12 protein-coding genes and 1 tRNA gene are annotated in these 12,769 nt (G+C 61.7%); 8 read left to right on the top strand and 5 right to left on the bottom strand.

Annotated elements, in window-relative coordinates:
* The first annotated feature begins 237 nt into the window (after window positions 1–237).
* From CCX87_RS01315 to CCX87_RS01290, 6 genes are all read left to right on the top strand, one after another.
* On the top strand, window positions 238–537 hold the full coding sequence (locus tag CCX87_RS01315; RefSeq protein WP_143218385.1) for a hypothetical protein: 300 nt from the start codon (window positions 238–240) through the stop codon (window positions 535–537).
* Window positions 534–1,064: a DUF6036 family nucleotidyltransferase gene (locus CCX87_RS01310; protein ID WP_087743159.1), complete on the top strand. Its 531-nt coding sequence runs from the start codon at window positions 534–536 to the stop codon at window positions 1,062–1,064. The genes CCX87_RS01315 and CCX87_RS01310 overlap by 4 nt, the downstream gene beginning before the upstream one ends.
* A gap of 83 nt (window positions 1,065–1,147) precedes the next feature.
* The gene (locus CCX87_RS01305) at window positions 1,148–4,312 is read left to right on the top strand and encodes a type I restriction endonuclease subunit R (protein ID WP_087743157.1); all 3,165 of its coding nucleotides are present in this window, start codon (window positions 1,148–1,150) and stop codon (window positions 4,310–4,312) included.
* A 383-nt stretch (window positions 4,313–4,695) separates the two neighbouring features.
* On the top strand, window positions 4,696–5,772 hold the full coding sequence (locus CCX87_RS01300) for an ABC-three component system protein (protein WP_087743154.1): 1,077 nt from the start codon (window positions 4,696–4,698) through the stop codon (window positions 5,770–5,772).
* Window positions 5,769–6,263: an ABC-three component system middle component 2 gene (locus CCX87_RS01295; RefSeq protein ID WP_087743152.1), complete on the top strand. Its 495-nt coding sequence runs from the start codon at window positions 5,769–5,771 to the stop codon at window positions 6,261–6,263. The genes CCX87_RS01300 and CCX87_RS01295 overlap by 4 nt, the downstream gene beginning before the upstream one ends.
* Window positions 6,254–8,122, top strand: a complete 1,869-nt coding sequence (locus tag CCX87_RS01290) for a hypothetical protein (RefSeq protein WP_198314745.1) — start codon at window positions 6,254–6,256, stop codon at window positions 8,120–8,122. The genes CCX87_RS01295 and CCX87_RS01290 overlap by 10 nt, the downstream gene beginning before the upstream one ends.
* 507 nt (window positions 8,123–8,629) lie before the next feature.
* Here the strand turns inward: CCX87_RS01290 and CCX87_RS01285 are convergent.
* Window positions 8,630–8,705, bottom strand: a tRNA-Arg gene (locus tag CCX87_RS01285).
* Between the two features lie 323 nt (window positions 8,706–9,028).
* Between CCX87_RS01285 and CCX87_RS01280 the strand changes: the two genes are divergently transcribed.
* Complete coding sequence (locus CCX87_RS01280; RefSeq protein WP_087743150.1) at window positions 9,029–9,853, top strand: c-type cytochrome; 825 nt, start codon at window positions 9,029–9,031, stop codon at window positions 9,851–9,853.
* Between the two features lie 97 nt (window positions 9,854–9,950).
* Here CCX87_RS01280 and CCX87_RS01275 read toward each other — a convergent pair whose 3' ends face one another.
* Genes CCX87_RS01275 through CCX87_RS20620 form a run of 4 tightly spaced genes read right to left on the bottom strand, consistent with a single transcriptional unit; the run spans window position 9,951 to window position 12,173 of the window.
* Window positions 9,951–10,481, bottom strand: a complete 531-nt coding sequence (locus CCX87_RS01275) for a DUF2946 family protein (RefSeq protein ID WP_087743148.1) — start codon at window positions 10,479–10,481, stop codon at window positions 9,951–9,953.
* Window positions 10,474–11,538 (bottom strand): YheT family hydrolase, encoded by a 1,065-nt coding sequence (locus CCX87_RS01270; RefSeq protein ID WP_198314744.1) that lies wholly within the window; start codon window positions 11,536–11,538, stop codon window positions 10,474–10,476. Before CCX87_RS01270 ends, CCX87_RS01275 begins: the two co-directional genes overlap by 8 nt.
* Before the next feature lie 30 nt (window positions 11,539–11,568).
* A complete protein-coding gene (locus CCX87_RS01265; protein ID WP_087743146.1) occupies window positions 11,569–12,018 on the bottom strand; it encodes a YybH family protein in 450 nt (149 codons plus the stop codon).
* The gene (locus CCX87_RS20620) at window positions 12,015–12,173 is read right to left on the bottom strand and encodes a hypothetical protein (protein ID WP_157667089.1); all 159 of its coding nucleotides are present in this window, start codon (window positions 12,171–12,173) and stop codon (window positions 12,015–12,017) included. Before CCX87_RS20620 ends, CCX87_RS01265 begins: the two co-directional genes overlap by 4 nt.
* Between CCX87_RS20620 and CCX87_RS01260 the strand changes: the two genes are divergently transcribed.
* Entirely contained in the window at window positions 12,172–12,765 is a 594-nt protein-coding gene (locus tag CCX87_RS01260) for a LemA family protein (RefSeq protein WP_087743144.1), read from the top strand. The genes CCX87_RS20620 and CCX87_RS01260 overlap by 2 nt on opposite strands.
* Window positions 12,766–12,769 lie beyond the last annotated feature (4 nt).

Here is a 12,769-nt window from a genome sequence, read left to right as displayed (position 1 = left end):
TGAACCGGCGGCCAGGAAACTGAGAAAAAAATCGCCCATCCCCGCATTTCTGAAAAGAACCCCCTGGCGCTGAAAATTCTCCCCGCTTGTTCGGGCGCAACGCCAGCGCCAAGCTCTGCGGGCACTGCCCAGGAAGGCGCCGCCGCGCAAACGCCGTCTGACAGCCCTCCTGCTACCATTCAGAAATCTCATTTCCAGGCGGTCCCTCACCCAAGGTTTTTCATGCAAGCGCAAAACATGCAAGCACGCCAAGGCAAGCAAGCGCAGGACGAAGCGCTGCGGACCTTGCACCGCTATGTGTACGAGCAGCTGCAGTCAGACCGCAAGGATGAGATCCTGCAGCATGCGCGCCAGCGCATCGGGCTGTGGAAACAGGGTCGCCTGTGCAGCGATTACTACATCCGGTTTTGGTCTGGTGTGGTGAGCTCGGGCGACAGTGCTGTTTACAAGCAGAAAGTGCTGGAAGCGTCGGAGCGTCGCTCGCTGGGAATGATGCAAAACACGCCCTTTTCGTTCTTGCTGCGGGAACTGCGTTGAACCGCGAACAGCTTCATGCACTGCTGACGCAGGCCAAGGCCATCGTTCACCACACAGACTTTGTGATCGTTGGCTCGCTCTCCATTCTTGGCGCCGTCGTCGATCCACCCCGCACGATGGTGATGTCCATCGACGTGGACACCTATCTGAAGAACGACCCCCAGCGCACCCATGAACTGGCCCAGACGTTGGGCCAGGGCTCTGTGTTCGAGGATGAATTCGGTTATTACCTGGACCCTGTATCCCCCAGCCTGCCCTCGTTCCCGGAGGGGTGGCAGGAGAGGTTGATCCCGCTGGATTTCGGTGACGTGAAGGTTTTTTTTGTTCAGCCTGACGATGTGGCGGTTTCCAAGTACATGCGCGGCGAAGAACGCGACCTGCGTTGGCTGCTCGCTGGACTGAAAAGTGGGCTCCTCGACATGGACACCATTGAACGCCGGATTGCGAGCGCACCGGCACTGGAGGGTGAGCTGCAAGCTGCCCGCAAAAGGATGGCGCGGCATCGCAAGGCATTGAAGCTCACCTGACCCCCGCTGCATCCAAGGCCAGGCATGGAGTGCAGTCACGGTGTCCCAATGAGACAAACAGCATCGGAAGGAACCTGCAGCCCATGAGCTTGCACAACGAAATCGCGTTCGAGATCGACATCTGCAACCACCTGGCAGCGCAGGGCTGGCTCTACGGTGAACCAGGCACCGAGGGCGACGCCAGCGGCTACGACACCCCCCGCGCCCTGTACCCCGCTGACCTGCTGGCCTGGGTGCAGGCCACGCAGCCGGACGCTTGGGCCGCCCTGGTCAAAAACCACGGCACCGCCGCTGAGGCCATGCTGCTCGACCGCCTGCGCAAGGCGCTGGACGACCGGGGCACGCTGGAGGTGCTGCGCGTGGGCATCGACCTGCTGGGCCTCAAAAGCCCGCTCAAGCTCGCGCAGTTCAAGCCCGCGCTGGCCATGAACCCCGATTTGCAGGCGCGCTATGCCGCCAACCGCCTGCGCGTGGTGCGGCAGTGCCGCACCGGGCACGACGACATCATCGACCTGGTGCTGTTCTTGAACGGCATCCCGGTGGCCACGGCCGAGCTCAAAACCGACTTCACGCAGGACATGAACGCGGCGGTGGACCAATACCGCTTTGACCGCATCCCCAAGCCCAAGGGCAAACCGTTTGCCGAGCCGTTGCTGGACTTTCCGCGCGGCGCGCTGGTTCACTTTGCCGTGAGCAACCGTACGGTGATGATGGCCACGCGCCTGCTTGGGCCCGCCACGCGCTTTCTGCCCTTCAACCAGGGCGACCACGGCGGCGCGGGCAACCCGCCCAACCCCGCAGGCCACCGCACCGCCTACCTGTGGGAGCAGGTGTGGCAGCGCGACAGCTGGCTGGAGATCATCGGCCGCTACCTCGTCACCCAGCGCGACAGCAAGAAGAAGGTGACGGGCTTCATCTTCCCGCGCTACCACCAGCTCGATGCGACGCGCAAGCTGCAAGCGGCCGTGCTGGCTGAAGGGGCCGGGCACAAGTATTTGATTCAGCACAGCGCGGGCTCGGGCAAGACCAATTCGATTGCCTGGACGGCGCACTTTCTGGCCGACCTGCACGACGCGCACAACCACAAGCTGTTTGACAGCGTGCTGGTGGTGAGCGACCGCAATGTGCTCGATGCGCAGTTGCAAGAGGCCATCTTCGACTTCGAGCGCACCAAGGGCGTGGTGGCCACCATCAAGGGCGAAGGCGGCAGCAAAAGCGGCGAGCTGGCCGAAGCGCTGGGGGGCAGCAAGAAGATCGTGGTGTGCACGATTCAGACCTTTCCCTTCGCCCTCAAGGCGGTGCAGGAGCTGGCGGCCACGCAGGGCAAGCGCTTTGCTGTGATTGCCGACGAGGCGCACAGCAGCCAGACGGGCGAGGCCGCATCCAAGCTCAAGCAGCTGCTCAGCGCTGAAGAACTGAAAGACCTGGCCGATGGGGGCGAGGTGGGCACCGAAGACCTGCTGGCGGCGCAGATGGCGGCCCGGGCGAGCAACGGCAGTGCAGACACCGGCATCACCTATGTGGCCTTCACCGCCACGCCCAAGGCCAAGACGCTGGAGCTGTTTGGCCGCCGGCCGCAGCCCGACCAGCCTGCCGGGCCGGGCAACCTGCCCGCGCCATTCCACATCTATTCCATGCGCCAGGCCATCGAGGAGGGCTTCATCCTCGACGTGCTGAAGAACTACACCCCGTACAAGCTGGCCTTCAAGCTGGCGAACAACGGCAAGGAGTGGGACGAGAAAGAAGTGGAGCGCAACGAGGCCATGAAGGGCTTGATGCGCTGGGTGCGCCTGCACCCCTACAACATCAGCCAGAAGGTGGCGGTGGTGGTGGAGCACTTCCGTGAGAACGTGCAGCCCCTGCTCGACGGCCACGCCAAGGCCATGGTGGTGGTGGGCAGCCGGCAAGAGGCGGTGCGCTGGCAGCTGGCCATCCAGAACTACATTCAGGACAACGGCTACCAGCTGGGCGCGCTGGTGGCGTTCTCGGGCGAGGTGAACGACCCGCAGAGCCTGCCCGACCCGGTGACGGAGAACAGCACCCAGCTGAACCCGAACCTCAAGGGCCGGGACATGCGCGAAGCCTTTGCCACCGACGAATACAAAATCCTGCTGGTGGCCAACAAGTTCCAGACCGGGTTTGACCAGCCGCTCTTGTGCGGCATGTACGTGGACAAGCGCCTGGGCGGCATTCAGGCGGTGCAGACCCTGAGCCGCCTGAACCGGGCCTACAGCGGGCCGTTTGGCCTGAAAGACACCACGTACATCCTCGACTTTGTGAACGAGCCGGACGACGTTCTGGCGGCGTTCAAGACCTATTACGAGACCGCCGAACTGGCCGGGGTGACCGACCCGCACCTGGTGTACGACCTGCGCGCCAAGCTCGATGCATCGGGTCATTACGACGAGTTCGAGGTCGAGCGCGTGGTGCTCGCTGAAATGAACCCCAAGGCCACGCAGGCCATGCTGGTGGCCGCCATCGAGCCCGTGGCCGACCGGCTGCTCAAGCGCTACAAGGCAGCGCGGCAAAAACAACAGGACGCAGAGAGCGGCGGCATCGTGGATGGCCCGGCCGCGCAAGAAGCCAAGGATGAACTGGCGGCCCTCACTCTGTTCAAGCGCGACCTGGGCACCTTTGTGCGCGTGTACGCCTTCCTGGGCCAGGTATTCGACTACGGCAACACCGCCATCGAAAAACGCGCCCTGTTCTTCAAGCGCCTGCTGCCCCTGCTGGACTTCGGCCGCGAGCGCGAGGGCGTGGACCTGTCCAAGGTGGTGCTGACCCACCACCGGCTGAAAGAACAAGGCCAGCGCAGCCTGGCGCTGCACGACACGGACGGCGACTACAAGCTGCAGCCCCTGACCGACACCGGCGCTGGCGCGGTGCAGGACAAGTTGAAAGTGCTGCTGTCGGAGATCGTGGCCAAGGTGAACGACCTGTTCGAGGGTGAACTGACCGACGACGACAAGCTGGTCTATGTAAACCACGTGAAGGGCAAGCTGCTGGAGTCCGACATCCTGGTGCAGCAGGCCAGCAACAACAGCAAGGGCCAGTTCGACAACTCACCTGATTTGGACAGCGCTCTGACCGACGCCATCATTGATGCCTTTGATGCCTACACCACCATGAGCAAACAGGCGCTGGACAGCGAGCGCGTGCGCACCGGGATCAAAGCCATATTGCTGGGGCCGGCGCAGTTGTATGAGGCATTAAAAGAGCGGGGGGTCAAAAGATTTAATGCTCAGTAGCCATGCCTTGCGCTCGTGAAACGCTACCAGGCTCAGTAGTGTTGGTTTCTATGGGGCTGGCAGGTGATGGTCAACAGCAACCTTCAAGTCTTACGGTCGAACTACCGCTTCAGGCTGGGTGCGGACGTTCGCCTGCGTCTGCTTTGCTGCACCTAAGTGCTGGATAACTAGTCCACGGCTGCACGCCACCGCCCATCCGTAACACGTGACTGTTGATGATGATTGTCGCGACCTCGGCATGGGCCAGTAGTTCCTGCACGATGCGACTGTTTCTGTACCCCTTCAACAAGTGCCGGCGGATGGTGCCCACACTACCGCTACCCTGGCAAAATCCGAGCCTGCGTGATCGCTAAAAATATCGCACCAGGGACAAGTCCAAATCCATGCCACCAAAACCAGGCACGACTCGCAAGTCGCGGAAGACCCAGCATGTAACCGCAGGCGGTGTCATCCAGCCATCCTCGCAAGTTCTTCTGCTGAACCCTGATCAGTGGGAGGAGGTCATTTTGGCAGCCGCGCGCCAGCGAGTGCATTCAGGCGGCGCCCAATATGCGGCGATCAAGCGGCTAGGCGGGGCGGGCGACGGCGGCCGCGACATCGAGGCGCGGTATGGTCCGGCGTTGGTGCATGATGGGTGGGACTTGTACCAGGCCAAGCACTACAAGCAGGGGCTGACGCAGAGCGACGCATTTCCGGAGATGGCGAAGTTCTTCAAGCAGTTGGCCTTGAAGACCTACCCGCGTCCAAATTTCTACTACTTCTGCTGCCCGCATGCGGTGGGCAACGAGCTCCACAACACGATGGCCTCGGGGGCTGCTGCCTTCAAGGCGAAGTTCATCGATGCATGGAAGAACGAGAACACAGGCATGAAAGGCAGAGCCGCCGAGTTGACCAAGGAAGTCCAGGCGGCAATCAACGATTTCGACTTTGACCGCTTCATCGAGTGCCCGGTGCATGACCTGCTGGCCTGGCACGCGCTCGACAAGGCCGCCCACTATCAACTGTTCGGAATCGTGCCAGAACGCGGCGACGATGATCCGATGCCAGCCCAGCCCGCTGGGCACGAGAGCGTATACGTCGACGAACTCTTGCGCGTCTACAGCGAGCACAAAGCGTCGCCCGTCGCCCTTGCTGACCTCCAGGGCAGCGAGTACGAAGACCACTTCGATTCGCATCGACAAGTCTTCTATTGCGCTGAAGGACTGCAACGATTCAGTCGCGACATATACCCCAACGAGCCCGAGTTCGAGCGGCTGTTAGACATGGTCCATGCGGGCATCCGCCCCACGGTCGCCCAACTCCGCCTAAAGACGGGTATGGAACGGGTCGACGCTGCCGTAGAAAAGGCGTCGACGCTGCAGGTCCAGGAGAGCCGTCTGTCTCTCCAGCTTCGTGGGGGGGACCTGCCCGGCACCTGCCATCACCTCGCCAACGCCGGTAGGCTGAAGTGGGTCAAGTGAAAAAGTCCAAGCCTCTCGCCGCTTTCAACTCGCCGTTCGAACTGGGCGTTCGGATGGTGTACCTGCTCAATTCCTTGCAGCCGGCCGGTGCCGACCTCCAAAAACTGGTCCTGCTCGACTACGCCATCGTGTATTCAGACGATCTCGGTGGGCCACCCAGCCTTCACACGCCTGTGCCCTACCGCGGCAGCGAATACATGAGTCGCCGCGACCTCATCGCCCAAGGCCTATACCTGATGAGCACCCGCGGCCTCGTCGCCGTGGTCATGGATGAGGCCGGCATCACCTACTTCGCCGGTGACACCGCTAGAAGCATGGTCGGCGCGTTGACGTCACCCTACCTGCGTGAGTTGGAAGGCCGGTGCCGCTGGGCGGCCACCACCTTCGCCACCCTAAGCTCGAGAGACATGACCGAGAGATTCGCCCAACAAGGCTATCTGTGGGGGGCCGAATTTGAAGGTGCCGCCGCGAGGGAGCACCAATGGCAATAACGCTGAAGCACCTGTCGGTTCATGGTCCGGGCCTCTTGCCCGCCGTTGTCGTCTTTGAAGGTCGACGCACCCTCATCCGCGGCCCGAGTGACACAGGCAAGTCGCACATCTGGAAGTGCATTTGGTTCCTACTGGGCGGCACCGCGACACTCGAACAGTTTCCGGAGTCGCAGGGATACGACTCGCTGGAGCTCGCCTTCCTGCATGGTGAGCATGAATACCTTGTTCGCAAGGCGATGTCCGGCGGCGCCGCGCGCGTTCTGGTGCGGTTGGACGATCTTTGGGTCCCGGACGGTACCCCAAACCCGCTCGAAGACGTCAATCAGGATCTTGGCGAGCTGCTCGTCCAGCTGTCTGGCGCTGCAGGCAAACAGGTGCTTCGCAAGCGAAGTGAAAAAGGCCCCATTACTGGTGACGACCTGCGACATTGGGCGCTCCTCTCCCAGCCCGGAATGATTTCCGAGGACGCGACGAAGGGTAAGGGTCATGGCAAGGACAAGCATGTCTCGTCCTTCTCGCTGTTCCTGAGCGGCCTTGATGACTCCGCGGTCGAGCTCTACAAGACCGCTTCCGAGAAAGACCAGGCCAAGGGAAGATTGGCGGCGGCCGAGGCGGAACTGGCTCGCCTTCAGGGAGTGATTCCAGCGGACACAGATCGAGCATCCGCCGTTGCAGCCTTGGCGCAAGTCGATGAGAGGCTGGACATGTTTGCCACGCAACTCCAGGCGCGTTCTTCTGTTCTGAAGGAGCTGCGGCAGCAGATATTTGCGGAGGGAGAAGCCCTGAGTACCGCGATGACACAACAGGCCAGTGCAGCGTCGATGCGCGAACGCTTCACGCTGCTGGACCTGAAGTATTCGAGCGACCTTGCCCGGCTCGGAGCCACGGACGAAGGCATCCAGTTCTTCGAGGCCTTGGCGGAGACTCCCTGTCCACTCTGCGGCACGTCGGCAGAACAGCACGTCGATCCCGGCAACCTGAAGCCCCGGGCGCCAACAAAGTACCGCGACGCGATCGCGGCCGAGGCGGAAAAGATCCGCGCACTCCGTCGCGGACTGCAGCCATCCCTGGCCCAAGAACAGACGCGTCTCGCCGCCGCAACTGCTGATGTGCAACGGCTTACGACGTCGCTGAAGGCATTGGAGGAACAGGAGAAGGCCGTGCTTCGTAGCGCATCGCTGGAGTTCGACTCAGACCCACGCGAACTCGCCGAGTCCCATACGCGGTTGTCATCACTCATCGACGCATTTGATGAGACCGTTCGGCTGACGGCGGCAATCGACCACATCAAGGAAGCCACGAAACAGAAGCAGACGGCCCTCGTTCGAAACATTGGACAGCACGGCGACGACGTCGGGGCGATCGCACGCCAGATGCTCAACGACTGGGGGTTCACGTCCATCCAGTCTGTATACGTCGACCCGAAGGCCTGCGACCTGGTCATCGATGGCCGCCGACGCCTCAGCTATGGCGCGGGCAAGCGTGGCTTGTTCCTGTCCGCTATGACGATCGCCTTGATGCAGCATGCTCTAAGAAGTGGGCACCCTCACCTCGGCGTCGTCGTGCTGGATTCGCCGCTGAAAGCCTACGCTCAGAAAGAGTCGCCGGACAAGGACCGGGAGATCCCCACGGCCACGGTGAACATGAGCTTTTACGCTTGGCTTTCCCGCTTCCAAGGCCCCGGCCAAATCGTCGTTCTGGAAAACGAACCGGTGGATCCGGTCACGGCCCGCGCGTTGGACGCTATCGAGTTCACCGACGACTACGCCCGCGGACGGCAAGGGTTCTATCCGCCCAGACCGATGATTGCTCCGCCGCCAGGGCCGAGCGACGGGGCCGAGTTCGACGATCTTGCGTAAGTCGCCACTCGTGCCCCCGATCCACGACGCCAGCTGACCAGTGCGCGCCACCATTAGACGTAGGCCTGTCGAGGTCGGAGGAGTCTCAGGCGGTGAAGTGGCTGCGCTTCTGCCCCGAGAGAGTTCGATACGGGGGACTGAACGGCTGCTTCTGGGGGCTCAGTTCGACGAAGCGACGGGCAGCAACCGCTGCTGAACAGTCATTTGATTGCTTATCCCCCAAGTGTGAAGGTTTAGCAGCCAACGGAACATCCATCAAGAGATGACGGCAAGCTGAAGAACTTTCGATGGGCCACGGGCCCAATGGTCAAAAATCCCTTGAAGCTTCATCTCTGCGCTATGGCAGGGCCACGCATGGGCCACAGGCGGGCCATGAACACAGACGTCAGAAAACTGTGACCCTGAGCCTCAAGGCCTTATTGGCTGCTGAGAGCGGTCAACTCTGAGACTTGAACCAAAATTTGACTGTATCGTGGGCCATGGAAAACTCACGTAAGTCCTTGATTTTGGTGCGGCTGGCGGGGATCGAACCCACGACCCTCGGCTTCGGAGGCCGATACTCTATCCACTGAGCTACAGCCGCACTTGATGTACCGAATCAACTCTACGATTATTGCACGAGCACGGCCTTCCAACATCCACATAGCCATGACGAACCGAACGAGGAGCCTCCGCTGCGTGCAGGCTCCGCGCTCGCTCCATCACTCCAGCCTCACATCAGCACCTGCGTTCAGGTCGTTCAGTGGATAGCACGGAACTCCCTCACGCCTCACCCCCCGGGGCCGCGTTTCGCGCACAGCCTCTACGCCTCTACCCGGAAGACGCCACGCTCAGCGCAGGCGTCACATCATCACACCTATAATTAAAGGTTGATTTCATCAAGCCCCCGATACACCTGAGGACGTCATGAGCGATAACAAACATCACGAAGAAGCGCACACCGGCCCGATCAAAAACCCCAAGCAGTTGTTGTTCGCGGTCATTTTTTCGTTTGTGATTCCGATCTTTGCCATCATTGGCCTAGTCTTGTATGTGACCTCTGACAACAAGACGGCGGCTGGCGCGGTCAATCCCGAAAAGGCCATCGCCGAGCGCATTCAGAAGGTTGGCATGGTGGAAATTCGTGATGCCAACCGCCCACTACGCGGCGGCGAGGAAGTCTTCAAGGGCCAATGCGCCGCTTGCCACGCCACAGGAGCAGCCGGCGCACCCAAGCTGGGAGATGCCGCCGCCTGGGGTCCGCGCATCAAGAGTGGATTTGACGCATTGGTTCAGTCCGCACTCAAGGGCAAGAATGCCATGGCGCCCCAAGGTGGCGGCGAATTCAATGACACCGAAATTGCCCGTGCGGTGGCCTTTATGGCAAACGCCGGCGGCGCCACGTTTGCCGAGCCCGCGGCCCCTGGAGCGCCTGCGGCAGCAGCACCTGCAGCAACGGCAACGCCAGCCGCTGCTGCGACAGCACCGGTGGCGGCCGCACCCGCTGCGGCCTCGGCCAATGGCGAAAATTTGTACAAGCAAGCTTGTCAAGTGTGTCATGGTGCCGGGATAGCAGGTGCGCCCAAGTTCGGTGACAAGGCCGCCTGGGCTCCTCGCCTTGCCGCCGGCATTGATGCGACATATGCCAGTGCGGTTCAAGGAAAGGGCGGCATGCCAGCCCGAGGCGGTACACAAGCCTCGGATGCAGACTTGCGTGCAGCAGTGGAATACATGGCTGCTGCAGCCAAGTAAGCACCCATCCCACTCCGAAGACTCGCCCCGAACAATGCCGACCCGAGTGGTCGGCTTTTTTTACCCACGCTGGACGACGACCACCCTCAACGGCAGCTCAAACAAGCGTGCTGCGCACCTTCGGGCTCACCACAAAACCGTATTGCTGGGGAAGATCGGTGCTGCTCACGGCTTGCGGCGACCAGATCCCCTTTTCAACGGCATCCGCAACGGCTTCCATATCCAGGGTGTGAACCAGCCCCACACCGAGGGCGGAGCCGAGATAGACGCGGCCGCACTCATCCTGCAGGCAGCCTGTGGCAATGGTTCTGGCGCCCGTGTGCGCCACCAACGAAAGGTCGGGTTCGATCCGCCACACCCAAGGTGTGCACTCGAGCTCGACATACACCTTCTGAGGGCCGTTCTGAAAAAACCACTGCCCGTGAGGATCGTGCTCGTAATTGCGGTGGATGAATTCAATGAGCTTCTCGTGTTGCAGCAAAGAACCCCTACTTTGGGGGAAGGGGCCTGCCGCCTGCGCAGCATCATCACGCAGGTACCACCGGCCACGCGCATCCAGACCCAGCCAGCCATAGCAATCGGGTACATGGGGCCACTTCGCAAGCGCTTGTTTGACGATGTCATCCATATGCCGATTGTGCTCCGTACGGCGCAATGTCAGAGCCCGGCGCTGCAACGGCATGCTGCACCAGCCATCTTGCAACGATATCCGGCATGGCGCACACATGCCCCGGCATCCGCCCTTGTGCAAAGCCCACATGACCACCGTGCAACGGTTGCCACAAGTGCACATACGATCCCACCTCGTTGGCGACAGGCAGGCTTGCCGCCGGCACGAATGGGTCATTGCGGGCATTAACCACCAATGCCGGGATTCGGATGCAGCGCAGCAGCGGTTTCGCGGAGGCGCGGCGCCAGTAATCCTCGGTGTCTTTGAACCCATGCAGCGGCGCCGTGAACACGTTGTCAAACGCATACAGGTCACGCGCCCTCACCAGGGTTTCACGGTCAAACAGGCCCGGATGCTGTGCAAGCTTTTGCAGGGCTTTGGGAATAAGCGTCCGCATGAACATTCGTGTATACACCTGCCGGTTGAACCCCTGGCCAATCGCCCTGCCCCCTGCTACCAGATCCAGCGGCGAGCTCACCGCGGCCACGGCATCCACACTGCGGCAAGCCTGTGCGCCGGCTTCTGCCGCCCATCGCAACAACGCGTTGCCTCCCAGCGAGACACCCACAGCCATCATCGGCCCTCGATGTGCAGCGCGCAAGCGTTCAAGCATCCAGCCAATCTCTTCGTGGTCGCCCGAATGGTAGGCGCGGGGCGCTCGATTGATCTCACCACTGCACCCACGAAAATGTGGCAGCGCGCAGGCCCAGCCTCGCTCGCGGGACACATCGGCAAAGGCCTCGCCATAGTGGCTGCGGGATGATCCCTCCAGGCCATGAAAGACCACCAGCAACGGACGCAGCACCCCTGGCTGAGCATCATCATCAAGGTAGTCGACATCCACAAAATCCGCATCGGGTGTCGTCCAGCGCTCGCGTCGATAAGGGATCGGCGGCCCCAACACTCGTCGCGAATACAGCGCCGGCCAGATGGTTTGCAGCTGCCCGCCAGGCAACCAGCGTGGCGCCGCATAGTTCAGGTCATCGTGTCCGCTTTCAGCGGGCTTCGCATCCATTGAATTCCCCTGCTTCGGCGTTTGCCATCGTCAGTGCAGCACTGGCCGCGCAATGTCCAGCGCCTGTGCATCCAGTGCCGCACCGGGGCTGGCGTGGTGTGCCACCATGCGCCAGCCTTCCGGTGTCTTGTGATAGACGTTCGTCGCTATGACCACGGCCTGGTGCAGACCATCCGGCAGCATCACCTGGAGCTGTTCAACCACACTGTGCACCGCACTGCCCAGCGCAGCCACACGGTGCACCTGCACAGGCGCCGCCCGCACCACACCGTGGCTGAACATGGACTCAAACGCCGCCCGAATAGCCCCCGCGCCCAACAGGCGCGGCCCACCCGGGTGCACGCAGACGATGTCCTCATCCTGCGCCCAGCAGGACATCAGCAGTTCAATGTCACCTTGCTGCAGCGCTTCGTAAAACGCAGCTTCGATGTCGTCAGCGGAGCCGCCCAGTATGGCGGCCCCAGGGCGTGAACGGGTCATGGGATGGCGGGGATGTGGCGAAGCTGATATTGTGCTTCGTCCTTGTCGGCGCGGGTGCTGGCACGGTCTTGGGGCCATGCCTGCCTTGCGGCAGAATCCACCAGCACATTGCCCTTTTCGCAATCCCGCCTCTTCAAAGACAGGTCCGCCACCATGAAACGTCTTCTTGCCTTTTTCACTGCTGCTCTGCTGCTTACAGGCTGCGGCTACAACGATTTTCAGCGCCTGGACGAACAGTCCAAGGCCGCCTGGAGCGAGGTGCTCAACCAATACCAGCGCCGCGCCGATCTGGTGCCCAACATTGTCGCCACCGTCAAGGGCGAAGCCAGTTTCGAGCAAGACACGCTGACCAAGGTGATCGAGGCCCGCGCCAAGGCCACCTCCATCCAGGTGACCCCGGCAACGCTCAACGACCCCGCAGCATTTTCCAAGTTTCAGGCCGCGCAGGGCGAGCTGTCGAGTGCGCTGTCACGGCTGATGGTGGTGGCCGAGCGCTACCCCACCTTGCAGGCCAATCAGGGTTTTCGCGATCTGCGCGTCACGCTCGAAGGCACGGAAAACCGGATCACGGTGGCGCGTAACCGTTACATCCAGACCGTGCAGGAATACAACGTACTGGCCCGCAGCTTTCCCACCAACCTGACCGCCATGGCGTTCAGCTACGCCCCCAAGCCCAGCTTCAGCGTGCAGAACGAGGCGCAGATCACAGCACCTCCTGCGGTGGATTTCTCGACTTCCAAACCCTGATATT

This window comes from Acidovorax sp. T1, from assembly GCF_002176815.1.
Classification (GTDB): domain Bacteria; phylum Pseudomonadota; class Gammaproteobacteria; order Burkholderiales; family Burkholderiaceae_C; genus Acidovorax.
Note: the sequence above shows the minus strand (reverse complement) of the source record. Positions and strands in the feature narration are given on the sequence as shown.